The sequence below is a fragment of the Streptococcus porcinus genome (genome assembly GCF_900475415.1).
GTDB lineage: Bacteria > Bacillota > Bacilli > Lactobacillales > Streptococcaceae > Streptococcus > Streptococcus porcinus.
On the sequence record NZ_LS483388.1, the window covers coordinates 863143 to 888814 of the forward strand.

A 25672-nucleotide genomic window follows, 5' to 3' on the forward strand; every position below is an offset into this window, starting at 1 on the left:
GACCTAAAATATGGTAGAATAAAGTTTGAAAATACTTTAAACAGATTGGAATTTTGTCTATGAAATTTCTCGAATTAAACAAAAAAAGACATGCTGTCAAGTCCTTTAATGATAAACCCGTTGACTATAAGGATTTGCGAACAGCAATTGAGATTGCTACTTTAGCTCCTAGTGCTAATAATATTCAACCTTGGAAGTTTGTTGTTGTTGAAGATAAAAAAGCCGAATTAGCTAAAGATATGGTTCTTGGTAATAAAGTACAGATTGAGCAAGCTCAGTATGTTGTGGCACTTTTTTCGGATACTGATTTGATTCAAAGATCTCGGAAGATAGCACGAATTGGTGTGAAATCACTTCCTGATGATTTGATTGGTTATTATATGGAAACTCTGCCACCACGTTATGCTAAATTTGATGAGCTTGAAAAGGCAGAATACCTATCATTTAATTCTGGTCTGGTTGCTATGAATTTAGTCTTAGCTTTGACTGATCAGCGTATCGCTTCTAACATGATTCTAGGTTTTGACAAAACAAAAACCAATGAGATCTTAGACATTGACAAGCGTTTTCGTCCAGAAATTTTGATTACTGTTGGTTACACTGATGATGTGATTGAACCAAGCTACCGTTTACCAGTTGATGAATTAATTGAACGTCGTTAAAGGCAGAGAAAATTCTGTTCAAACGTGTTATAATAACAGTATTAATTGGATAATCAAAGATAAGTAAGTTGTAGATGATACAACTTATTTACCTTTTTAGAGATGAAGGAGAATAATTGATGATTGATTTTAAAGCTGAAGTTGAAAGCCGTAAGGAAGCGATGCTTGAAGACTTAATTCATTTACTTCGAATTAATTCAGAAAGAGATGATTCCTTAGCTGACGACAAACACCCATTTGGGCCAGGTCCTGTCAGAGCCTTAGAGCATTTTCTAGCTATGGCTGAGCGTGATGGCTATAAAACACGTAATATTGATAATTACGCTGGTGATTTCGAATTTGGAGAAGGAGAAGAAGTTCTCGGTATATTCGGTCATTTAGATGTTGTCCCTGCTGGTAGCGGTTGGGATACTGATCCTTATGAACCAGTTATCAAAGACGATAGAATTTATGCGCGTGGCTCTTCAGATGATAAGGGACCGACCTTGGCTTGTTACTATGCTTTGAAAATCATTAAAGAGTTAGGTTTACCAGTTTCTAAAAAGGTTCGTTTTGTTGTTGGTACTGATGAAGAATCTGGTTGGGGTGACATGGATTATTACTTTGCTCATAATGGGTTAAAAGATCCAGACTTCGGTTTCTCACCTGACGCTGAATTCCCAATTATCAATGGCGAAAAAGGAAATATTACTGAATATCTTCATTTTAGTGGGGAAAATAGCGGTGCATTTGTCTTAAACCGTTTTGAAGGTGGTTTACGTGAAAATATGGTTCCAGAGTCAGCTACCGCTTTAATAGAATCAGCCCATCCCTTTAATGTCTTGTCGGCAGCATTTGAACAATTTTTAGCTGAACATCGAGTAGAAGGTGAGCTTAAAGATCATGGTCAAGAAATAGAAGTAACAATCATTGGTAAGTCAGCTCATGGTTCGACACCTGAGTTAGGTATCAATGGGGCTACACTTTTAGCTAAATTCTTGAGTCAGTTCTCATTTGAAGGGCCTGCTGAAGCTTTCTTACGCATTGCTGGTATAACATTACATGAAGATTTTGATGCTAAAAAACTTGGGTTAGCTTATACTGATGATAAAATGGGTTCTTTAAGTATGAATGCTGGTGTCTTTAATTTTGATAAGGCTTCAGATGATAATACAATTGCCTTAAACTTCCGCTATCCAAAAGGAATTGATGCTCAAGTTCTTAAGGTAGGTCTTGAACAACTTAAAGGAATTAAAGAAGTGACCTTATCTAGCCATGAACACGTGCCACATTATGTGCCGATGGATGATGAATTGGTTGCAACCCTACTTAAGGTGTATGAAAAACAAACAGGGCTTAAAGGCTATGAACAGGTTATTGGTGGCGGAACATTTGGACGTCTCCTTAAACGTGGTGTAGCATTTGGAGCGATGTTCCCTGGTGATGAAAATACTATGCACCAAGCGAATGAATATATGCCATTAGAGAATATCTATAGATCAGCTGCGATTTATGCTGAAGCTATCTATGAATTAATTAAATAATAAAAGGAGCCTTAAGGCTCCTTTTATTATTTAATAGGAAATTTGTTCTTTTTCCTATACAGTCATTTTTGCTTACGGGTTAACTTCAAAAGATTATTTTCCGAGACAGAATTGACTGAAAAGTTGGGTGATGAGTTCATCCGGTGCGGCATCGCCAGTTATTTCTCCTAAAATTTCCCATGTCCTAGTCAGATCTACTTGCAGAAGGTCCACTGGCATGCCCATTTCGAGGCCGTCATTAACAGCTTGTAAACTTTGAAGAGCTTGCTCGATGAGTGAAATATGGCGGGCATTAGAGAGATAGGTGGCATCTTGCTCTACCAAGCCTGCATTATCAAAGAAGAGTTGATTAATGCGGTCTTCAATCATATCAATATTTTTATGATGCAAGACAGAAATAGGGATAAAGTCTGAGGGTAGCTGGTCAGTTTCAATTCTTTCTGGCAAATCAGTCTTGTTAAGTAAAATAAGGCGATTGCTTTCTTGGCTTAATTCTAGTAAGGTTCGGTCTTGGAGGGTCAAGGGTTCTGAAGCATTAAGAACTAAGAGAACTAAGTCAGCTTCCTTTAGAGCCTTTTTAGAACGCTCAACACCAATTTTCTCAACGAGATCATCTGTATCCCGAATTCCGGCGGTATCAATGAGTTTAAGGGGGACACCTTTGATATTGACATATTCCTCAATCACATCCCGTGTAGTTCCAGCAATATCAGTAACAATTGCTTTATCCTCACGCAATAAATTGTTTAAGAGACTAGATTTCCCAACGTTAGGACGGCCAATGATAGCGGTAGAGAGGCCTTCGCGTAATATCTTGCCGCGTCTTGCTGTGCGCAGTAGATTTTCAAGTAGAGCTTGAAATTCTTGGGTTTTTTCGCGTAGTAATGCTGTTGTCATTTCTTCAACATCATCATATTCAGGATAATCAATATTAACTTCAACTTGAGCTAAGGTATTGAGAATTTCTTGTCGGGTATTGTTAATCAGCTCTGATAGGGAGCCGTCTAGTTGTTTAACAGCAATGTTCATTGCCTTATCTGTTTTTGCTCGAATGATATCCATAACAGCCTCAGCCTGTGTTAAATCGACACGGCCATTCAAAAAGGCTCTTTTTGTAAATTCTCCGGGCTCAGCCATACGAGCCCCTTGTTTGATTAAGAGCTGCAAAATTTCATTGGTAACAGCAATGCCCCCATGGGTATTTATTTCGATGACATCTTCTCTAGTAAAAGTTTTAGGAGCCAACATGACAGTCACCATAACTTCATCAAGGATTTCTTGATTAGCTGGATTAATAATGTGACCATAGTTGATAGTATGAGAAGCTACCTCGTGTAAATTTTTGCCTTTGAAGACTTTATTTGCGATATTAAGGGCATCTGTTCCTGATAAACGAACAATTCCAATTGCTCCTTCCCCTAGTGGGGTTGAAATTGCTGTAATGGTGTCAAATTCTTTAGTTATACTCATTCCTTTATTTTAGAATAAGTCAGTTTAGAAAGCAAGGCTTTGGTTCAAACAGCTCTTAGCGGTGCTATTTAAAAATTAGGAAAAAAATGGGAATCTCATTAACAAGTTGGCGCTTTCATGATATAATATAATTCCAACATGCAAAACTATTCAGGAGGAAACATGGAAGCACTTAAGAAAATTGCCGGTGTTACTGCTGCGCAATATGTCAAAGACGGTATGACAGTCGGTTTGGGGACTGGTTCGACGGCTTATTACTTTGTCGAAGAAGTGGGTCGTCGGGTTAAGGAGGAGGGCTTGCAAATTGTTGGTGTCACTACTTCCAGTAGGACCACTAAACAGGCGCAAGAGCTAGGCATTCCTTTAAAATCAGTTGATGATATTGACGTCATAGATGTTACTGTTGACGGTGCTGACGAGGTTGATAAAGCCTTTAATGGCATTAAAGGTGGCGGTGCCGCTCTGTTAATGGAAAAAATCGTTGCTACCCCAACAAAGGACTATATTTGGGTTGTTGATGAGTCAAAAATGGTTGAACATCTGGGAGCTTTTAAAGTCCCTGTTGAAGTAGTTCAATACGGTTCAGAGCGGCTTTGTCGTGTTTTCGAAAAAGCTGGTTACTGTCCTTCCTTTCGTATGAAAGATGGACAAAAACTAGTGACAGATATGCAAAACTACATTATCGATTTAGATATGAAGTGCATTGAGGATCCTTTTGCATTTGCTGAGATACTTGATGCTACTGTAGGTGTTGTGGAGCACGGTTTGTTTAACGGTATGGTTAATAAAGTCATTGTTGCTGGTAAAGATGGTGTCCAAGTTCTTGAAGCACCTGTCAAAAATTAAATTCGTTCATCATTTTATAGGTTTTTGGGAGCCAACCGTAACCTCCCATAGAATGGAGACAAAATGTCCAAATTTAATCGTATTCATTTAGTTGTACTTGATTCCGTCGGAGTTGGAGCAGCTCCTGATTCTGATAAGTTCTTTAATGCTGGTGTTGCAGATACCTCATCTGATACTTTAGGCCACATTTCAGAAAAAGTCGGTTTAGATGTGCCCCACATGGCTAAAATTGGTTTAGGAAATATTCCTCGTGAGAATCCTTTGAAAACGGTTGCGAAAGAAGAAAATCCAATTGGTTACGTGACCAAATTGGAAGAAGTATCATTAGGTAAAGATACGATGACAGGCCACTGGGAAATTATGGGCTTGAACATTACAGAGCCTTTTGACACGTTTTGGAATGGCTTCCCTGAAGAAATTTTAACCAAAATAGAAGAGTTTTCTGGGCGTAAAGTTATTCGTGAAGCTAATAAACCTTACTCTGGAACGGCAGTTATTGATGATTTTGGACCCCGTCAGATGGAAACTGGGGAATTGATTATCTATACTTCAGCAGACCCTGTTTTACAGATTGCAGCACATGAAGATATTATTCCACTTGAAGAATTATATAAAATCTGTGAGTATGCCCGCTCAATCACTTTAGAACGTCCAGCGCTGTTAGGTCGTATTATTGCTCGTCCTTATATTGGAGAACCAGGTCATTTCACACGAACTTCAAATCGTCATGATTATGCAGTATCACCTTTCCAAGATACAGTTCTTAATAATTTGGCCAATGCTGGTATTTCAACCTATGCAGTAGGTAAAATCAACGACATCTTCAATGGTTCTGGTATTACCAACGATATGGGTCATAATAAATCGAATAGTCATGGTGTAGATACACTCATTAAGACATTGCAGTTACCTGAATTTGAAAAAGGAATGTCCTTCACGAACCTTGTTGACTTTGATGCCATGTATGGACACCGTCGTGATACAGAAGGCTATCGTGATTGTTTACAAGAATTTGATAATCGTCTACCGGAAATCATGGAACATATGAAAGAAGATGACCTTCTATTAATTACAGCAGATCATGGTAATGACCCAACTTATGTAGGAACAGATCATACACGTGAGTATATTCCTTTATTGGCTTACTCTCCATCATTTAAAGGAAATGGAGTGATACCACAAGGGCACTTTGCGGACATTTCAGCTACAATTGCTGAAAACTTTGGTGTCGAGACAGCTATGATTGGTCAATCATTCCTCTCAGATCTAGTCTAATGACTCTAGGATTATGAGAAAAGTAAGAATTTATCACAACCCTAATTGTGGGACCTCGCGAAATGTCTTAGCCATGATTAAGCATGCAGGTCTTGATCCAGAAGTAATAGAATATTTAGTTACCCCACCAACTAGAGAAGAATTACAAGGATTAATTAGAGCTATGGGGATTCAAGTGCGGGACTTGGTAAGAATAAATGTTCCCGAGTTTGAGAAGCACCATCTTGCGGACGCTACTAAGTCGGATTCCCAATTACTTGATGCTATGATGGCAGATCCGATTTTGATTAATCGTCCAATTGTGGTTACTTCAAAAGGAGTGAAACTTTGTCGTCCCTCAGAAGTACTACTCGATATTTTACCAGTGAGGTTACCGAGTCCTTTTACTAAGGAAGATGGTCAAGTTGTTCAACCAAAATAAAAAGGAGAGACAAACATGTCTATAATGACAAAAATTAACGAAACAAGAGATTTTTTAACCTTTAAAGGTGTTCAAGCCCCAGACTTTGGTCTTATTTTAGGATCTGGTCTGGGAGAATTAGCTAATGAAATCGAAAATGCTATTGTGATTGATTATAATGATATTCCTAACTGGGGGAAATCAACTGTAGTTGGTCATGCAGGCAAATTAGTATATGGTGATTTGTCAGGTCGTAAAGTTATTGCCTTGCAAGGTCGTTTCCATTTTTATGAAGGAAATCCTTTAGAAGTGGTTACCTTCCCAGTTCGTGTTATGAAAGCTCTAGGCTGTGAAGGCGTTATTGTCACTAATGCTGCCGGAGGTATCGGTTATGGCCCAGGAACTTTGATGGCGATTACAGATCATATCAATATGACAGGGAATAACCCATTAATGGGGGAAAATCTTGAGGAATTTGGCCCAAGATTCCCAGATATGTCAGATGCTTACACTGCTGAATATCGTCAAAAAGCAAACAAAGTAGCAGAGTCTCTTGGCATTAAGCTTGAAGGTGGTGTTTATCTCGGAGTAACAGGACCAACTTATGAAACACCTGCGGAAATCCGTGCCTTCAAAATGATGGGGGCAGATGCTGTAGGTATGTCAACGGTTCCTGAGGTTATTGTTGCTGCTCATTCTGGTATGAAAGTTTTGGGTATTTCAGCTATTACTAACTTTGCTGCTGGCTTTCAGACTGAGTTAAACCATGAGGAAGTTGTAACGGTTACTGAACATATTAAGGAAGATTTCAAAGGCTTAGTAAAAGCGATTCTTTCTGAATTGTAAAATGCATTCATCATCAACTGAAATAAACTATATTTTACTTAAAAGATAAACTAAAAAAGAAAGGCAAGGGTATTGAGGTCATTAATTTGCCCTCAGATTAAGGACTGTGTTAAAAAAGAGAAGATGCTTAGAAGCAGAAGCTTCAAAATAACTTCCCGATTTTGACTAGGTCCTCTTAAGACCCTTAGTGTTATCATATTATGTCTATTCACATTTCTGCGGAGAAGGGTCAAATTGCTGATAAAATTTTATTGCCTGGTGATCCTTTACGTGCTAAATTTATCGCTGAAAATTTTTTAGAAGATGCCGTATGTTTTAATGAAATCCGTGGTATGCTTGGTTACACTGGAACATATAAAGGTCACCGTGTCTCTGTTATGGGGACCGGGATGGGGATGCCATCAATTTCCATCTACGCGCGTGAGTTGATTGTTGACTATGGTGTTAAGACTTTGATTCGTGTTGGAACTGCTGGGGCAATTGATCCAGAAGTGCACGTTCGTGAGTTAGTTCTTGCCCAAGCCGCTGCAACTAATTCTAGTATCATTCGTAATGACTTCCCTGAATTCGATTTTCCTCAAATTGCGGACTTTGGTCTTTTAGACAAAGCTTATCACATTGCTAGAAAACTGGGTATGACCACTCATGTTGGTAATGTGCTTTCTTCGGATGTTTTTTATTCTAATATGCCTGAGCGAAATATGGCTCTTGGAAAATTAGGAGTTAAAGCTATTGAAATGGAAGCTGCCGCTCTTTATTACTTGGCTGCTCAACACCATGTAAAAGCCTTGGGTATCATGACAATTTCTGATAATTTAAATGATCCAACAGAGGACACTAGTGCACAAGAGCGTCAAACTACCTTTACAGATATGATGCAGGTAGGACTAGAAACTCTCATTGCAAATGACTGAACTTAGAAAAACAATAGACATCCTTTTGGATGTCTATGCTTATAATCACGCCTTTAAAATTGCGAAAGAAGTCTCTAGTATTAATCCTGATTCTTTATTCTTGTTAGAGCTCTTAAAAGAAAGACGGGAACTAAATCTGTCTTTTATAATTGCCAATCAAGACAGATTAAAAAAGTTACAAGCTAAATATCAGGTCATATTTGTTATGAATGAGGACTTAGAGAAGGAACAAATCGCCAATTATATTTTGGATTTGGAAGTTAAGGTAAAAAATGGTGATATTATTGATTTTGTGAGAGCTGTCTCACCGATTCTTTACCGTCTTTTCTTAACCTTAATTCAAAAAGAAATTCCGTCTTTTGACACATTTATTAATGACTCTAAAAATGATCAATATGATACTTGGGATTTCCAAAAAATGCAAGATGCAAATCTCCCAATTTTTCAAGCCTATTTGTCTCACAGACAGAGTCGGAACATCACATCTCGGAGTCTGACGGATCTTTTAATCCTATCCGACTTACCGCATGAGATTAAGGAGACAATTAAAACCTTACGACAATTTGAAAAATCGGTTCGTAATCCACTAGCTCATCTTATAAAAGCCTTTGATGAAGAAGAGTTATACCGTACGACGAAGTTCTCTTCTCAAGTTTTTTTAGAAAAGATTATTGAGTTAGCAACCTATGCAGGTGTAATCTATCAGCGAGAGCCTTTTTATTTCGATCAAATCAATCTTTTAATTGAAGAAGGTCTTAACAATGAAAAAGAGCAGTAGTTTTTCTACTGTTCTTTTTGCATGTTTGGTTGGGTAAATTTGACTTCGTCTTTTAAATAATCAATGAATCTTTCACCCATTTTAGAAAGATTTGCTTGTTCATGTTTGATATAGACAATATCGATAATATCTGGCATATCAAGAGGGATGGCTATTATTTGGTTACCATTGAGTTGGCTGTTCAAGACCCCACTTGCTACAGTATAACCATGCAAACCAATCATCAAATTAAAAAGTGTAGCTCTGTCACTCACGACAATAGACTTGTCGTGTGGTACATTAGCCATCATTTCTTCAGAGAAGTAGAAGGAATTATGTAAGCCCTGATCATAGGACAGGTAAGGGTAAGCTTCTAAGTCATCAAAAGAAAGGCAGGCTTTGTTAGCTAAAGGATGCTCTTTGCTAACAAAAATATGGGGGTGTGTCTTAAAAAGGATATGGGCAGTCAAGTGACTTTCTTCGAGTAGCTTTGATAAAACATCCCGGTTATAATCATTAAGGAAAAGAACTCCGATTTCAGATCTAAAATTTTTAACATCATCAATAATTTCCCAGGTTCTTGTTTCTCTAAGGAAGAGCTCATATTGTGACATGTCTGTTTTTTTTAATAGGGAAACAAAAGCGTTGACGACAAAGGCATAATGTTGAGAAGAGACGCTGAAAAAATCTCTATTACTGTTATGATTCTTATAACGGTCTTCTAAGAGTGATGTCTGCTCTACAATTTGTCTGGCATAGGATAAAAATTCAACACCATCTTTTGTTAAGGTGATACCTTTGGGAGTTCGGTTAAAAATAGCAATTCCCATTTCGTTTTCTAAGTCTTTGACAGCATTAGAGAGGCTGGGCTGAGTAATATATAATTGCTTAGAAGCTTCGTTCATGGAGCCACATTCAACGATTTTTATAATGTAATGTAATTGTTGTAATCTCATAATGACAGTCTATCTTAAATGCTTTAAAGTTTCAAGTAAAGAAAGGAAAGGGTCATGCATGGCTTGATAATAGGCTTATTGGAATAATTATAAATATCTGTATTTTCAGTTATATTTAATTTAGATTAGAGAAAGCGCTAAAAAGATTAAAAATTATAGTAAAATGATGTTTCTAGAAATTGCAATCTAAATTTGAAAATGCTATAATTGAGCTATATTTCTGTGTATTTCAAAGAATTCGGAGACAAAAAATCATGACAGAATCGTCAAGACGTCAAAAACGTGTAAAACCTAAAGGAAATGGAACCTTTACAGTTATAAATGTTGCATTATTTATACTCTATACGTTATTATCGCTCACTGTGGCTTTTATGATGTATACTTATAACTTTTTAGCTTTTCGTCATTTAAACATAATCATTGGTGTGGCCTTAAGTGCTCTTTTTTTTCTGACACTGTTTTTGATTATTAGTAAAAAAGCAAAATGGTTAACTATGTTGGGGATGATTATTGCTAATATTGCTTTAGCACTTGTCCTTTTCACCTTTAAGTCAACTATTGATTTAACAGCACAATTAAACAAAACGGCTTCTTTTTCAGAGGTAGAAATGTCTATTGTTGTTCCTAAAAATAGTTCTATCTCTTCAGTTGAGACCTTAAAAACAGTTGAAGCTCCACTAAAGATGGACCAGTCAAATATTAAGAAGTTGTTAAGTCATTTGAAGAGTGATAAAAATGTCGATTTGGCAACAAAAGAAGTTAATTCTTACCAGAATGCTTATGAAGATATTCAATCCGGTAATACAGAAGCGATGGTGATGAACAGCGCCTATGTGGCTTTGCTAGAACAAAACGACGCTAACTTTGCAGATAAAGTCAAAACTATCTATTCTTATAAAATCAAAAAAGCTATTCCAAATTCACAAAAACCGGTTAATAAATCTGGGGTTTATAATCTTTATATTAGCGGTATTGATACTTATGGTCCAATTTCAACCGTTTCTCGTTCAGATGTAAATATTATTATGACCGTCAACATGAATACACACAAGGTGCTGCTCACAACGACACCACGTGATTCTTATGTTAAGATTCCTGATGGTGGTGGTAACCAGTTCGACAAATTGACCCATGCTGGAATCTATGGCGTTGAAACATCGATGAAAACGTTAGAAAATCTTTATGATATTAAAATTGATAATTATGCTCGGATTAATTTCACTACTTTTGCAGAGCTGATTGATTTATTGGGCGGAATTGAAGTTCAAAATGACACAGCCTTCTCAGCAGGTGGCATTGATTTTCCAAAGGGAAGAATCTCTTTAAATTCAAAACAAGCTCTGGTATTTGTTCGTGAACGGCATGCCCTTGAAGGTGGGGATAATGATCGTGGTAAAAATCAAGAACGAGTTGTGACTGCTATTATTAATAAACTAAGTAGTATCAAATCACCAAATCAAGCAAGTTCTATCATTACAGGCATTCAAAACTCAGTTCAAACTAATCTAAGCCTTAATCAAATGATGACAATTGCAAATAGTCAATTAGAAGATAATGCTCAATTTTCTGTTGAATCACAAGATGTTACAGGTATTGGCTCAACAGGAGAATTACAATCTTATGCGATGCCAGGATCGGCTTTATATATGTACAAGTTAGATGATGCCAGCCTTAACCAAGCAAAAGATGCTATTAGAGCAACAATGGAGGGTAATCAATGATCGATATCCATTCCCACATCGTTTTCGATGTGGACGATGGTCCACTGACGATAGATGAAAGTCTATCCTTAATTGAAGAAAGTTACAGACAGGGTGTGCGGACTATTGTGTCGACATCCCATCGTCGCAAAGGAATGTTCGAAACGCCTGAAGATGATATTGCTAACAAATTTTTACAAGTAAAACGTGAAGCTGAAAAGAAGTTCCCAGATTTAACCTTACTGTATGGTGGTGAGCTCTATTATACACATGATATTCTTGAAAAATTAGAAAACAGGTTAGTACCAACCATGAACGGTACTCGCTTTGCATTAATTGAATTCTCAATGGCTACACCTTGGAAAGAGATTCATACTGCTCTTGCTCAAGTTATTATGTTAGGAATTACGCCTGTTATTGCTCACATCGAACGTTATGATGCTCTCGCCTTTAATAAAGACCGTGTCAAAGAGTTGATTAATATGGGGTGCTACACACAAATTAATAGCTCGCATGTCCTTAAGGCGAAGCTATTTGGCGATAAATTAAAAGTTTTTAAAAAACGTGCGAGTTACTTTTTAGATGAGAACTTAGTTCATTGCATCGCGTCAGACATGCACAATTTAAAAAAACGTCCCCCTTTTATGAAAGAAGCAAGACGCTTGGTAGAAAAAGAATATGGGATTAAACGTGCGCGAGCTTTATTTGAAACCAATCCTGAAACTTTGATTAATAATGAATATTTATAGGAGACATTATGAATAACACTGATCAGTCATCAATAGAAATTGATGTACTTAGCCTTTTAAAAAAGCTTTGGAATAAGAAATTTTTGATTCTTTTCATGGGACTTTTTGTTGGAGTGCTAGCTTTGATGGCCTCACTTTTCTTGATTAAGCCATCATATACTTCAACAACACGTTTGTATGTTATCAATCGTCAACAATCAGACAACCTTACAGCTACTGACTTGCAAGCGGGTGGTTACTTGGTAAATGACTATAAGGAAATCATCACGTCACGGGATGTGATGCAAGATGTTATTGCCAGTGATGGCTTATCCTTAACTCCAGAGCAATTAAGTAAAATGATTGCTGTTACTGTTCCCGCTGATACTCGTGTAATCTCTATTTCTGTGACAAATCACCATCCTCAAGAAGCAAAAGACTTGGCTAATTCTATTCGCGAAGCGGCATCTGAAAAGATTAAAAAGGTGACCAAAGTCCAAGATGTAACGCCTTTGGAAAAAGCACAGCTTCCAAGCAGTCCATCATCACCTAACATCCAACGTAATACACTTATTGGTTTCTTCCTAGGTGCTTTGCTGACAATTGTTGTTATTGTGGTTGGTGAAGTTCTGGATGATCGAATCAAACGCCCAGAAGATATTGAAGAAGTTCTTGGAATGACCCTATTAGGTACTGTTCCAAATACCGATAAATTGTAAGAGGTGAAGAATGGCGCAATTAGATTTAATTAGATCAAAAAGAGATTTATATTTAGCAGCAGAAGAATATTACAACTCCATCCGGACCAATATCCAATTTAGTGGCCGTGACCTAAGAGTAATTGTTTTAACATCTGTACAACCGGGCGAAGGGAAATCAACAAGTTCAATCAATTTGGCGGTTTCATTTGCTAATGCAGGTTTTAAAACTTTATTAATTGATGCAGATATCCGTAATTCTGTTATGTCAGGAACTTTTAAATCAGACGAAAAGTATGAGGGACTATCAAACTATTTATCAGGGAATGCTGATTTATCACATGTCATTTCACATACCAATATTAGTAATTTGATGATCATCCCTGCAGGACAGGTACCACCAAATCCGACAACTCTGCTCCAAAATACCAATTTTAACTATATGATAGATACCTTAAAAGAGGTGTTTGATTATGTTATTATCGATACGCCACCAATTGGTTTAGTCATTGATTCGGCGATTGTGGCCCAGAAAGCAGATGCCTCAGTACTTGTTACAGAAGCGGGTGTTATTAAGCGACGCTTTGTGCAAAAAGCTAAAGAGCAAATGGAGCAAAGTGGTGCTCAATTTTTAGGGGTTATCTTAAATAAAGTAGAACATACAGTTGATTCGTATGGAAGTTACGGCTCATATGGTAACTATGGTAAAAAAGAAAAACCAAGAAAACACGCAAGAAAAAGTTCAAGAAAGAGAAAGTAATAGATGAAGAGAAGTCAAAAAAGAGTGATTTTGTATTTTTTAGACGTGCTGATGATTACAGTTTCCCATTTTTCGGCATATCATTTCCTGTTGGCTTATAGTCAAGATTTAACAAATAGTGAAGTGGTAATAACTCTTTTGATGACCCTTTTTGTCTATACTATTCTTGGTATCCACTTTCGGATTTTTTCAATCATCAATCGCTTCACAGATTATAAAATTATCTTTAAAATTATTGTCAACTTATTTGTTGCCTCACTGATGGCTTATTTAGTTGACTTGTTCTATTTTGATAGTTTTAGCCGACGCTTTATCTTTTTGGGGTATCTCTTTAGCACTTTCTTAGTGATTATCCCAAGAATGACTTGGCGCATGTATCATGATTTTAATCCTAACATGCGAAAAAAGAAAAATGATCCTAAAACACGCCTGCTAGTTGTAGGGGCGGGTGAAGGAGGAAGCGTCTTCATTCAAACTGTTTTAAATAAGGGCAAAGATTTTGAAATTGTCGGAATTGTTGATGCTGATATCAATAAACACGGAACTTATCTACATGGTATTAAAGTTTTAGGAAATAAACAAGCAATTCCAAGGATTGTCGCTGATTATGAAGTCAATCAAGTGACCATTGCTATTCCTAGTTTAACAGGGGAAGAGCGAGAAAGTATCCTAGATATTTGTCGTACCGCAAATGTACCCGTAAACAATATGCCAAGTATTGAAAATATTGTCATGGGCAAGGTTTCCTTAAATAAATTTAAAGAAATTGACATTGCAGATTTACTAGGTCGAAAAGAAGTTGTTTTAGACCAATCGTCATTATCAGATTTTTTCAATGGTAAAACGGTTCTCGTCACAGGTGCAGGCGGTTCGATTGGTTCTGAAATCTGTCGTCAGGTTTCAAAATTTAATCCCAAAAGATTGGTATTACTTGGTCACGGTGAGAACTCTATTTATCTGATTAATCGCGAGTTAAGAGATACTTATCAAGACGCTATCGAAATTGTTCCAATCATTGCTGATATCCAAGATCGGGACTTGATTTTTAAGATTATGGCGACTTATAAGCCTGATATGGTTTACCATGCCGCTGCCCACAAACACGTCCCTCTAATGGAATTTAATCCGAGAGAAGCTGTGAAAAACAATATCTTTGGGACAAAAAATGTTGCTGAAGCAACTAAGGCAGCTGGTGTAGCTACTTTCATTATGATATCAACAGACAAGGCAGTTAATCCACCAAATGTTATGGGAGCAACTAAACGCTTTGCAGAAAGGATTGTTACTGGCCTGAACGAACCCGGGCAAACACAATTTGCCGCTGTGCGCTTTGGAAATGTTCTAGGCAGTCGTGGAAGTGTCGTGCCATTATTTAAAGACCAAATAAAAAAAGGTGGTCCATTAACTGTTACGGACTTCCGAATGACACGCTATTTCATGACTATCCCTGAAGCAAGTCGTTTGGTTATACAAGCGAGTTACTTAGCAAAAGGTGGAGAAGTTTTTGTCCTTGATATGGGAGAACCTGTTAAAATAGTCGATCTAGCCCGTAAAGTGATTAAACTAAGTGGCCACACCGAAGATGAAATCAAGATTGTTGAATCAGGCATCCGCCCTGGTGAAAAACTATACGAAGAATTATTATCCACCAAAGAACGCGTCAGCGAACAAATTTACGATAAAATCTTTGTCGGCAAAGTAGCCACAAAACCAATCTCAGAAGTTGAAAACATTATTAATAACTTAGAACAATTATCTGAAAAAGAGCTAAAAGAAACCTTAATCCAATATGCAAGACAGGAGTAGAGATGTATCCAATTATCAAACGTCTATTAGCAATCATCATATCTGGTATAGCAATCATCGTGCTCAGTCCAGTATTATTAGGAATTGCTCTTGCTATTAAAATAGATTCAAAAGGACCTGTATTCTTTAAACAAAAACGCGTTGGAAAAGATAAAAGTCACTTTATGATTTATAAATTTAGAAGCATGTATAGCGACACACCTGCCGATATGCCAACACATCTCTTAAAAGATCCAAGTGCTATGATTACACGAGTAGGTGGCTTTTTGCGAAAAACTAGTCTAGATGAACTGCCACAACTCTTTAATATTTTTAAAGGCGAAATGGCTATCATAGGACCACGACCTGCTTTGTGGAACCAATACGATTTGATTGCTGAACGTGATAAATACCATGCTAATGATGTTTCTCCTGGGTTAACAGGATGGGCACAAATTAATGGCCGTGACGAATTGGAAATTAACGAAAAAGCAAAACTAGATGGTTATTACGTTGATAAAATGAGCTTTTGTTTTGACACGCACTGTTTTGTTGGAACCCTAGTCAGTGTGCTTAAAAGTGAGGGCGTTGTTGAAGGTGGAACAGGAGCTAAGGACAAGGAGTAGATATGAAAAAAGTTCTTATTACTGGAGCAAATTCTTATATTGGAACCTCTTTTGAGAAGTGGTTACAACAATCAGAGGGAGAATATAAGGTTGATACTTTAGACATGATTAGCCCAACTTGGCGGGAATTTGATTTTACCCCCTATGACTGTATTTTTCATGTGGCTGCTATTGTTCATAAAAACGAAAAAAAGATTGATCCGGATCTGTATCAAAAAGTTAATACTGAGTTACCAATAGAATTAGCAAATCTTGCAAAGGAAGCAGGAGTTCAACAGTTTATTTTTTTAAGTAGTATGAGTGTTTATGGAAGTAAAGAGTCAATTATTAATCGTGCTACAAAAGAAGAACCCTCAACTTATTATGGGAAAAGTAAATTGGCTGCAGAGATTGGGTTGAAAGCATTAGAATCAGACACCTTCAATGTTCTTATTATGCGTCCACCAATGGTCTATGGACCAAAGGCTACAGGAAATTATGCGCGATTGTCAAAACTCGCTAAAGTTACCCCTATTTTCCCGAAAATAGGGAACCAACGTAGTATGATTTATATTGATAATTTATTAGAATTTGTCAGACTAGCAATAGAACATAATTTATCCGGACTTCATTTTCCGCAAAATAGCACCTACGTTAATACCAGTGAACTGGTTAAGATGATTCGGAAGGTTAATGGAAAAAATACAATCCTAATATCTTTATTTAATCCTATTATCCCTAAGATGCATAGGGTTAGTCAAATCAATAAATTATTTGGGAATCTGACTTATGATCAAGCACTGTCGCAAGAAGTGTTTGATTATAATGTAGCGGATTATGAAGAGTCTATCAGAAGGTCGGAAGAAAAATAGTTAGGAAAGGCTCAAGTTGAAGAAAATATTATTTTTAGTAAATCATGATTATACAGTGTATAATACTCGACTTGAAATTGTTGAGAGATTATTAAAAGAAGGTTATGAAGTTCATATTTCTTCACCAGACGGCATTAGAATCCCGGAATTAATAGAAATAGGTTGTCATTTTCACGAGATACGTATTAATCGTCATGGAATGAATCCAATTGAAGAACTTCAGCTTATACAGGCATATAAAAGATTATTAAAAAAAGTAAGACCTAATGTCATTCTAGGATTTACAATCAAACCTAATATATATGGAGCCATTGCAGCTAAAACTTTAAAAATTCCTTTCATTGCAAATATTACAGGATTGGGAACGGCTGTTGAATATAAAAGCTGGAAACAATCGGTTTTTATTAATTTATATAAATATGCCTTCAAAGATATTTATAGAGTTTACTTTCAAAATACAGCTAATAGAGAATTCTTTTTAGAAAATAAAATAATAAATGATAACTTTAGTCTTATTCCTGGTTCTGGAGTAAATCTTGTCAGATTTGCAGAAAAGGATTTTCCCCATATGTTACCTATAAAATTTGCCTTTGTTTCGCGTGTAATGAAAGAAAAAGGAATTGATCAGTTTTTAGATACAGCAATATATATTAGGAAAAAATATCCAAATACTGAATTCCATATCTATGGTTTTTGCGAACAAGCATATGAAGATAAACTCAAGGAATTACAAGAGAAAGGTATTGTTTACTTTCATGGGATGATTAAAGATATCGCAGAAGCTTTAGAAAATACGAGTTGCTTGCTTCATCCAAGTTACTATCCAGAAGGACTATCTAATGTTTTATTAGAAGCTTCTGCGATTGGACGACCTATTATCACAACAAATCGACCAGGGTGTCGAGAAGTAATTGATGATGGAATTACTGGGTACTTGGTTAAACAAAAAAATAGCGAAGATTTAATAGAGAAAGTAGAGAAATTCCTAAATTTAACTCATATTGAAAAAGAGCAACTTGGGCATAATGCTAGATTAAAAGTTGAAAAGGAATTTGACAGGCAAATTATTGTTGAACAATATATGAAAGATATTCAAACGGTACTAGAATAAGAATTTATGAATAAATATTTGAGAGCTGTTGTTGAATTTCCAACAGCAATAATTAAAATGGGATACCTAAAATTAATCAGAAATAACTCTTTTCGCTGTAAACCTCTCATCTTTATGTCTCTCTTTTCTGAATTAACAGTTGATAAAGGAGCAAGGATTATAATTGGAAAAAACTTCCGTCAAAGAAGTCAATCGAGGATTAGAGTAAGAAATGGTGCAGAATTGGTTATTGGAGATGACATCTCCTTAAATCATGGCTGCATGATAGTTTCTCGCGAGAAAATAGTTATCGGTAATGGGGTTCAGTTTGGCCCTAATATACTATTATATGACCATGATCATGACTACAAAGCTAGTGGGGGTATTTCAGTAGGTAAATATAAAAGTAGCCCCATCATTATTGGTAAAAATGTATGGATTGGAGCTGGTGCAATTATATTAAGAGGTACCAGCATTGGCGATAATAGTATAATCGCTGCAGGGAGTGTTATTAAAGGTGAATTTCCTGACAATAGTTTAATTTACCAACCAAAAGAAACAAAAGTGAAAAGATACTAGCGAGGCAATTATGACAAATAACAAGTATTTATATATAGGAGGGTTTGAACTTCCAGATAAAAATGCTGCTGCTCATAGAGTTTTGTCAAATGGAAAAGCTTTAAAAGAAACTGGATTAGAAGTTATATTTTTAGGAGTCAATAGAACTTTAGGTGAAAGTGATATCTTAAATACCGTAAAAGAAGTTGAAGGATTTAAAACTTATGAATTACGTTATCCTGAGGGAATTTTTCAATGGTTTAACTACTTAACTTCCATAGAATCAATAGTGAAGGTGATATATACAAATAATATTCAAAATATTATTTGTTATAATTTACCATCAATCGTTTTAAAAAGATTAATGATGTTCTGTAGGGTAAATAATTTTAAAATTTATGGGGATGTAACTGAATGGTATTCTACAAAAGGTCGTTCACTACCAAACAAAATATTAAAGGGTTTAGATACATTTTATAGGATGGCTATATTGCATAAAAAACTAGATGGGTTAATTGTAATTAGTACCTTTTTAGAAAAATACTATGCAGAGTATGTGAATAATATTATTTGTATACCGGTACTTAGTGATTTAGAAGATGTAAAATGGGTAAATAATTACCAAAAATCTCAAGAAATACTTCAATTAGTCTATGCAGGAAATCCTGGTAAGAAGGAAAACCTAGATTTAATGGTTTCATCTTTAGAGTATATAACTAGAAAAGTAAAATTAGATGTAATTGGTATTAATGAAGAGGAATTCTTAAATACCTATCCTCGTTTTAAAAAAAGCAAAATAACTAGTAAGGTATCTTTTCATGGTAGGCTCTCGCACGAAGTTAGTTTAGATTTTGTAAAAAAAGCAAATTATACCTTTTTTCTCAGAGATAACGATATTGTAAGTAATGCAGGTTTTCCAACAAAATTAGTAGAGTCTGTTTCTTGTGGAACGCCAGTTATTACGAATAAAACAAGTAATATTTCTGATTATATTAACAGTCAAATAAATGGTGTTTTGCTTGATGCTTTAGACCCCCCCTATGTGGCTGAAGTAATTGATAATCTTAAATTAGAAATGAAAGTTGAAAAAGAAACTTTTGATTATAGACAGTTTTCTAAACAACCAGTGTTTAAAAGTTTCTTTAGTAATTCTTAATTGGAGAAATATATGAATAAAAAAATTCTAATTGTAAATGTCAATTCTATTTATCAAGAAAATGCTACAGGAATAACTTTAAGGTCAATTTTCGAAGAGCTAGATTCTGATTATTTGATGGAGCTATTTTGGGATGGAGAAAATAACAAGTCGGTGCCTATAAAATCTTATAAACTCAAATATAAATCATTCAGTTTAGGTAGTAGTTTAGTTAAATTACGTAAAAGTAAGTTGAATGAAAATATAAAAAAAAGCGAACAAAATAACAATAGTCGAAAAACAAAAAGAGGTTATTTTTCTTATTTGAGACAATATATTGCTTTGCTTTCAGATCAAGCTCCGATTTGTATCAACCATTATATTTATGAGAAAATTGAGGAATTTAAACCTGATGTTATTTATACTTTAGGAGCAAGTGTGAATGCTTTAAAATTATCCTATGATTTATCTATAAAATATAGTGTACCAATCGTTATACACCATATGGATAATTGGCTTCACTCAATACAATGGGAAGATAACTTGTTGCTCTCTTCATATGTAAAAAAATTAAGAGCTTATTGCTTTCTATGTTATAGTCGTAGTAGTAATAGTATTGCAATAAGTGAAAATATGGCTGAAGATTTCACTATAGAAACTGGGATTAAACATAGCGTAATAATGAATAGCACTGAAATTTCCAAGTACAGTTGTGATCTCAAAAAAAACACTAAGTGTTTTAATATTATTTATGCGGGTGGCTTACATTTGGGAAGATATAAATCTTTGATTGAGCTGGGAAATGTAATTGAAAACCTGGGTTTGGAGAAAGAAAAAATTAGATTACATATTTATACTAACGATGAAAATATAGGTAGATATGGATATTGTTTTGCTCATCTTAAAAGAACTATTTTACATAAATCGGTATCACATGATAAAATAACAGAAATTTATTCTAAGGCTGATGTCTTACTACATGTTGAGACTACTAATTTAAACAGTACTGATTTTTTTAAATATTCAATTTCAACTAAAATTCCTGAATATTTATCAACAGGGAAACCAATTTTGTTATATTGTCCAGATGACATTTATTTGTATAAATTTATGAGTGTAAATAAATTAGCGGAAACTGTTAGCTCGATTTCAAATTTAAAAAAAGCTTTAGATAGGCTTTTTTTAAAGAATGAGTATGAATTAAAAAGCATTTCAAAACATAATAAAGAATACGCAATGTCAAATTTTAGTAAAGAGAGAGCACTAGAGATATTCTTGAAAGTAATAAATAATTCTAGTTTACCAAGTTAATAATTATCAAGTGAGGAACCATGAAAGAAAACTTTTTTAATATACCCATTGCTATATTTTTATTTAAAAGATCTAATACTGTTTTACAAATTATTAAAGTTTTAGAGAAAATTAAACCTAAAAAACTTTATTTAATAGGAGATGGACCACGCAACAAAAAAGAAGAAAAAACTATTCTTCAGACTCGTCAAGATGTTATAAATGCAGTAACTTGGGATTGTGAAGTTATCACAAATTTTTCTATAAATAACAGAGGTGTATTCCAGAATATAGCTGGTGGTGCCAAGTGGGTTTTGGAAAGAGAAGAATCGGCTGTCTTTTTGGAAGATGACAATTTACCTGAGCATACTTTTTTTGAATATTGTAAAGATTTACTAGAAAAATATAAATATAATGATAAAATTTTTTGGATATGTGGAACAAATTATTTGGAGGATTACCAAACTAAAAATAATGAAAGTTACATATTTACACAACAATTATTTCCTTGTGGTTGGGCTACTTGGAGCAGTAAATTCTCGAAGTATTATGATGATGATTTAAAGTGTTTAGAAAATGAGGAAACTTTAAAATTGATAAAAAAACAATACTTCAATAATAGTCTATTTAAGCAACAAATTAATAGTGGGGAGTATGAGTTGTACAGGCGATCTCAAGGACTTCCATATGCATCATGGGATTTCCAAATGGCTCTTTCTATTAAAGCAAATGAACTTTTCGGAATAAGTCCTAAATATAATCAGATTGAAAATATTGGTGTAGATGAATTTTCTATTCATGGTGGTAACTCTTTTTCGAATGAAATGACTAGAAGGTTTTGTACAATAAAGACTAAACCATTAGAATTTCCCTTAGTTCATCCGAGTGAGATTAAATTAGATGAAAAGTTTGAGAAGAGAACTGAAAAAATAATATTGTTTCCTTTAAAAGCTAGAATAAAATTTAGTATAGCTATTTTTATAAAAAACTTATTTGGGTTAAATAAGTTTGAAAAATTCAATAAGGAGGCTATCAAGAATAAATGGTATGCAAAAAAAAATAAAATTTGATTTATCTATCCTGAAATCACTATTCTTGATTTTTTTAGTCATTATCAATAGTGGTTATATGTTGCAGGTTTCTGACAGTCCGTTAAAATTGAAAATACAATATTTTACAGCATTTGTTTTTATGATATTGCTATTTGATTATTTTATTATTAAAAAAAATATCTTTGTAAAAAATAAAATTCAAACTAAGTTGCTAATAATAGTTTTATCATGTTTGCTTACTATGATGGTAAATTTAGAGACTTATAGGAGTTATGTTTCTTTTCTTTCTATAGTATTTATTGCATTTTATATAGTGACTCAATATGAAAATGAGGTTGTCGCTAATACGTTTGTAAACGTTACCATTTTACTTTCAATAATTTCCTTATTTTACCTTTTTATAATAAAATTTTGGGGGATTCCTCATACTTCTTCTACGATAACTGCTGGTATCACTATTAATCAATATTATGATTATAAACTATTCTTTTATCCTAAGCTTTTTGTTAGCGGTATAGGGAGAAATAGTAGTGTTTTTTGGGAACCAGGTTTATTCGCATCAATATTAATTTTTGCAATGATGCTTGAGACTATTTACAAAGAGAAAATTTCGACTTTGAAAATGATAGTTCTAATTGTTACACTTTTTACTACACGGTCGACTGGCGGGATAATTTTACTATTGCCAATTTTCTTACTATTTCTTGATAGAAGAATCCAAAATAAGTTTTTAAGAATATTTATTCCTATTGTTTTATGGTTGCTTGTTATTTTTGTGCTTTTTTTTCAAAATGAAATTCTTTTGTTTCTAGTGAAATCTTCACCTAAAATTTTTTCAAAATTGATTGAGAGTGGGTCAACAAAATCAACAAGGTTAATGTCTCCCATTTTAAATTTTAAAATTTTTCAAAAGTTTCCGATTTTTGGTGCAGGTTTGGTTGAAGGTACTAAACTTTATGTTGAAAATAAAAGAGCATTTCAGATTGATTCTCAAACATCAACATCTTTTGCAATGCTTGCTTATTTTGGGATTTTTGGTGCTTTATATTCATATTGGTGGTGCTCAGGGATACTTAAGAATAAAAATCAAAGTAATTTACAAAAAATTACTTTACTTATTATTGTTTTTATTATCCTTAATAAAGAACCTCACTTATCAATTATGTCGACATGGATTATTTTTTTCATGTATCAAAAAGAATTTTTTAATCAAATTTTACCAAATAGACGAGGAAAGTTTAGAAATTGATAAAATTATTTTATAAAAAAAGGCTTCCTGAAGCGATGGTTTCAGCAGTAGTGTATACGATTTCTACCATTTTTACCAGAGGTTTAGCAATTATTACTGTACCTATTTTTACTCGTATAATGAGTAGTGATCAGATTGGAATCGTAAATCTGTATAACTCATGGTACGCAATGTTAAGTGTTGTTACTACGTTATCATTAACTTCAGGTGGCTTCGCAATTGCAATGAAGGAATATGCAAACTCAAGAGATGAGTACCAATCTTCAATATTAACATTGACATCATTGGTAAGTCTTTGTTTATTTTTAATTTATTATTTTAAACAAAGTTTTTGGCAGAGGATTACCGGTTTATCTCATAATTTATTATTAATGATGTTTATTACCTTTCTTTTTGCTCCTGCATATGATTTTTGGTTAGCAAGGCAACGTTTTGAATATAAATACAAACTATCTGGGTTTGTATCAATATTATCTGCACTACTTACTTCAATAGCTTCTGTTGTAATAGTATTGAAATTTCAACATTACAAATATTTAGGTGAATTACGCATTTTGACTAATTATACAGTTAGTGTTTGTTTCTGTTTTGTTATTTGGTTGATAATATTCTTTAGAGGAAAAGTTTTTTATAATAAAGAATATTGGATAAATTCATTAACTTTAAGTATCCCGTTAGTAGGGTACTCAATTGCTGGGCAGGTATTAAATGTATCTGATAGACTTTTGATAAGTAAACTTGTTAATAATAGTGCCGTTGGTATTTACAGCATTCTATATACAGTAAGTTCACTTTCGTTATTAGTTTGGCAAGCAATAAACGCTTCATTTATACCATATTTATTTCAAAATATTGGAGTTAATAATAGAGCTATTAAACAAATATCAACATACTTAATGATTCTGTTTTCTCTCGTTGCAATTTTAATGACCTATTTTGCACCAGAAATTATTAAAGTGTTAGCAACAAGTGAATACTATCAGTCAATATATATAATGCCACCGATAGCAGCTGGGGTTTATTTTACAACATTATCCAATATATACTCAAACTTAGCGATATATTATAAAAATACAAAATATGTTATGTACCCTGCAATAATAGCTTCTATAGTAAATATTATTGGTAATTATATTTTGATACAGTTATTTGGATATGTTGCTGCTGCATATACCACTATGGTTTCATATATTATTTTGGCCTACCTCCAATATTATTGGTCTAAAAAATTAATTATAAAAAATAATAAACACATTACTCAAATATATGATGATTCGTATCTATTAAAAATTTCAATTGCAACAGCTACAGTAATTTTATTCGGAATTGTTGTGTACAAAAATACATTAGCAAGGTACTGTTTGATTATAATATTTTCAGCTGTTATCTTAGTAATTTCTAAAAAGATATACGAGCAATATGATTTAAAGATAAAAAAATAAAAACGAGGAGAATATCATGTCACTATTTTTAAATAAAACGTTACTCATCACTGGTGGTACAGGTTCTTTTGGTAATGCTGTATTAGATAGATTTTTGACATCAGATATTGGGGAGATTAGAATTTTCTCACGTGATGAAAAAAAACAAGATGATATGCGCCATAAGTATCAAGTGAAATATCCAGCTTTTGCTGATAAGATTAAATTTTATCTTGGAGACGTGAGAGATATTAATTCTGTGCGTACTGCCATGGTTGGTGTAGACTATGTGTTTCATGCGGCTGCTTTGAAACAAGTACCATCTTGTGAATTTTTCCCAATTGAGGCCGTAAAAACAAATGTTTTAGGGACAGAAAATGTTTTAAATGCTGCAATTGAAGCAAAAGTGGAGAATGTTGTTTGTTTATCTACTGATAAGGCAGCTTACCCAGTAAACGCAATGGGAACATCTAAAGCGATGATGGAAAAAGTAGTTGTTGCAAAGGCCAGACAAAGTAAAGACACTAAGATTTCATGTACTCGCTATGGGAATGTTATGTGTAGTAGGGGATCAGTTATTCCACTGTGGATTGATCAAATAAAAGCTGGAAATGCAATAACTATTACGGAACCAACAATGACTCGTTTTATAATGTCTTTAGATGAAGCGGTTGATTTAGTTCTTTTTGCATTTGAAAACGCGGTTTCAGGTGATATTTTGGTACAAAAAGCTCCTGCTTGTACTATTGAAACGCAAGCAAAGGCAGTGATGAAACTGTTTGGCGGTCAGCTAGAGGATATTAAGGTCATTGGAATTCGTCATGGAGAAAAAATGTATGAGACTCTTTTGACAAATGAAGAGTGTGCTAACGCTATTGATATGGGTGATTTCTATCGTGTTCCAAGTGATAAACGTGGTTTAAATTATGATAAATATTTTAATGAAGGTGATACAGAAAGAATTGAACTAACGGAATTTAATAGTCATAATACTCAGTTGTTAAATCTTGAGGAAACTAAAGAAAAAATTGCTGCACTTTCTTATATTCAAGAAAGACTAAGAGAAGAGTGAGTTAGAGG

Annotated in this window: 25 protein-coding genes; 23 read left to right on the top strand and 2 right to left on the bottom strand. The window is 34.3% G+C overall.

Going from position 1 to position 25672, the window contains the following annotated elements; all coding sequences use genetic code 11:
• Positions 1-59: 59 nt before the first annotated feature.
• On the top strand, positions 60-662 hold the full coding sequence (locus DQM45_RS04300; RefSeq protein WP_003086080.1) for a nitroreductase family protein: 603 nt from the start codon (positions 60-62) through the stop codon (positions 660-662).
• A 119-nt stretch (positions 663-781) separates the two neighbouring features.
• A complete protein-coding gene (gene pepV / locus DQM45_RS04305) occupies positions 782-2185 on the top strand; it encodes a dipeptidase PepV (protein ID WP_003082711.1) in 1404 nt (467 codons plus the stop codon).
• A gap of 93 nt (positions 2186-2278) precedes the next feature.
• Here pepV and mnmE read toward each other — a convergent pair whose 3' ends face one another.
• The gene (gene mnmE, locus DQM45_RS04310) at positions 2279-3655 is read right to left on the bottom strand and encodes a tRNA uridine-5-carboxymethylaminomethyl(34) synthesis GTPase MnmE (protein WP_003083143.1); all 1377 of its coding nucleotides are present in this window, start codon (positions 3653-3655) and stop codon (positions 2279-2281) included.
• Positions 3656-3817: 162 nt separating this feature from the next.
• Here mnmE and rpiA point away from each other — a divergent pair, with 162 nt between their 5' ends.
• The 6 genes from rpiA (at position 3818) to DQM45_RS04340 (ending at position 8714) form a co-directional block, all read left to right on the top strand.
• Complete coding sequence (rpiA, locus tag DQM45_RS04315) at positions 3818-4501, top strand: ribose-5-phosphate isomerase RpiA (protein ID WP_003085570.1); 684 nt, start codon at positions 3818-3820, stop codon at positions 4499-4501.
• 63 nt (positions 4502-4564) lie between these two features.
• Positions 4565-5776, top strand: a complete 1212-nt coding sequence (locus tag DQM45_RS04320) for a phosphopentomutase (protein WP_003083494.1) — start codon at positions 4565-4567, stop codon at positions 5774-5776.
• Between the two features lie 13 nt (positions 5777-5789).
• Positions 5790-6197: an arsenate reductase (glutaredoxin) gene (arsC, locus tag DQM45_RS04325; RefSeq protein ID WP_003085761.1), complete on the top strand. Its 408-nt coding sequence runs from the start codon at positions 5790-5792 to the stop codon at positions 6195-6197.
• A gap of 15 nt (positions 6198-6212) precedes the next feature.
• Positions 6213-7022, top strand: coding sequence for a purine-nucleoside phosphorylase (locus DQM45_RS04330; RefSeq protein WP_003083849.1), 810 nt, complete (start codon positions 6213-6215; stop codon positions 7020-7022).
• A 200-nt stretch (positions 7023-7222) separates the two neighbouring features.
• The gene (gene deoD / locus DQM45_RS04335; RefSeq protein WP_003082760.1) at positions 7223-7936 is read left to right on the top strand and encodes a purine-nucleoside phosphorylase; all 714 of its coding nucleotides are present in this window, start codon (positions 7223-7225) and stop codon (positions 7934-7936) included.
• The gene (locus DQM45_RS04340) at positions 7929-8714 is read left to right on the top strand and encodes a hypothetical protein (protein ID WP_003084367.1); all 786 of its coding nucleotides are present in this window, start codon (positions 7929-7931) and stop codon (positions 8712-8714) included. Before deoD ends, DQM45_RS04340 begins: the two co-directional genes overlap by 8 nt.
• A 5-nt stretch (positions 8715-8719) precedes the next feature.
• On the opposite strand, the gene DQM45_RS04345 is transcribed toward DQM45_RS04340, so the two are convergent.
• Positions 8720-9649 (bottom strand): LysR family transcriptional regulator, encoded by a 930-nt coding sequence (locus DQM45_RS04345; protein ID WP_003083286.1) that lies wholly within the window; start codon positions 9647-9649, stop codon positions 8720-8722.
• Between the two features lie 254 nt (positions 9650-9903).
• Between DQM45_RS04345 and cpsA the strand changes: the two genes are divergently transcribed.
• Genes cpsA through DQM45_RS04420 form a run of 15 tightly spaced genes read left to right on the top strand, consistent with a single transcriptional unit; the run spans position 9904 to position 25664 of the window.
• Entirely contained in the window at positions 9904-11370 is a 1467-nt protein-coding gene (gene cpsA, locus DQM45_RS04350; protein ID WP_003085574.1) for an LCP family glycopolymer transferase CpsA, read from the top strand.
• Entirely contained in the window at positions 11367-12098 is a 732-nt protein-coding gene (gene cps4B, locus DQM45_RS04355; RefSeq protein ID WP_003083510.1) for a capsular polysaccharide biosynthesis protein Cps4B, read from the top strand. The genes cpsA and cps4B overlap by 4 nt, the downstream gene beginning before the upstream one ends.
• Positions 12099-12106: 8 nt before the next feature.
• The gene (locus tag DQM45_RS04360; protein ID WP_003082847.1) at positions 12107-12796 is read left to right on the top strand and encodes a Wzz/FepE/Etk N-terminal domain-containing protein; all 690 of its coding nucleotides are present in this window, start codon (positions 12107-12109) and stop codon (positions 12794-12796) included.
• Between the two features lie 10 nt (positions 12797-12806).
• Positions 12807-13535, top strand: coding sequence for a tyrosine-protein kinase (locus DQM45_RS04365; protein ID WP_003085167.1), 729 nt, complete (start codon positions 12807-12809; stop codon positions 13533-13535).
• A gap of 3 nt (positions 13536-13538) precedes the next feature.
• On the top strand, positions 13539-15341 hold the full coding sequence (locus tag DQM45_RS04370) for a polysaccharide biosynthesis protein (RefSeq protein ID WP_003082683.1): 1803 nt from the start codon (positions 13539-13541) through the stop codon (positions 15339-15341).
• 2 nt (positions 15342-15343) lie between these two features.
• Positions 15344-15946: a sugar transferase gene (locus DQM45_RS04375; protein WP_003085513.1), complete on the top strand. Its 603-nt coding sequence runs from the start codon at positions 15344-15346 to the stop codon at positions 15944-15946.
• 2 nt (positions 15947-15948) lie between these two features.
• Complete coding sequence (locus tag DQM45_RS04380; protein ID WP_003083516.1) at positions 15949-16797, top strand: NAD-dependent epimerase/dehydratase family protein; 849 nt, start codon at positions 15949-15951, stop codon at positions 16795-16797.
• A gap of 16 nt (positions 16798-16813) precedes the next feature.
• The gene (locus DQM45_RS04385; RefSeq protein ID WP_003085942.1) at positions 16814-17908 is read left to right on the top strand and encodes a glycosyltransferase family 4 protein; all 1095 of its coding nucleotides are present in this window, start codon (positions 16814-16816) and stop codon (positions 17906-17908) included.
• Positions 17909-17914: 6 nt separating this feature from the next.
• Entirely contained in the window at positions 17915-18466 is a 552-nt protein-coding gene (locus DQM45_RS04390) for an acyltransferase (RefSeq protein ID WP_003083843.1), read from the top strand.
• A gap of 10 nt (positions 18467-18476) precedes the next feature.
• Positions 18477-19601: a glycosyltransferase gene (locus tag DQM45_RS04395; RefSeq protein ID WP_003082768.1), complete on the top strand. Its 1125-nt coding sequence runs from the start codon at positions 18477-18479 to the stop codon at positions 19599-19601.
• A gap of 12 nt (positions 19602-19613) precedes the next feature.
• On the top strand, positions 19614-20891 hold the full coding sequence (locus DQM45_RS04400) for a glycosyltransferase family protein (RefSeq protein WP_003084335.1): 1278 nt from the start codon (positions 19614-19616) through the stop codon (positions 20889-20891).
• A 20-nt stretch (positions 20892-20911) separates the two neighbouring features.
• Positions 20912-21940 (top strand): hypothetical protein, encoded by a 1029-nt coding sequence (locus DQM45_RS04405; RefSeq protein WP_003082779.1) that lies wholly within the window; start codon positions 20912-20914, stop codon positions 21938-21940.
• Positions 21918-23171, top strand: coding sequence for an O-antigen ligase family protein (locus DQM45_RS04410; protein ID WP_003085022.1), 1254 nt, complete (start codon positions 21918-21920; stop codon positions 23169-23171). Before DQM45_RS04405 ends, DQM45_RS04410 begins: the two co-directional genes overlap by 23 nt.
• A complete protein-coding gene (locus DQM45_RS04415) occupies positions 23168-24613 on the top strand; it encodes a lipopolysaccharide biosynthesis protein (protein ID WP_003083055.1) in 1446 nt (481 codons plus the stop codon). Before DQM45_RS04410 ends, DQM45_RS04415 begins: the two co-directional genes overlap by 4 nt.
• Positions 24614-24629: 16 nt before the next feature.
• A complete protein-coding gene (locus DQM45_RS04420; RefSeq protein ID WP_003084716.1) occupies positions 24630-25664 on the top strand; it encodes a polysaccharide biosynthesis protein in 1035 nt (344 codons plus the stop codon).
• Positions 25665-25672 lie beyond the last annotated feature (8 nt).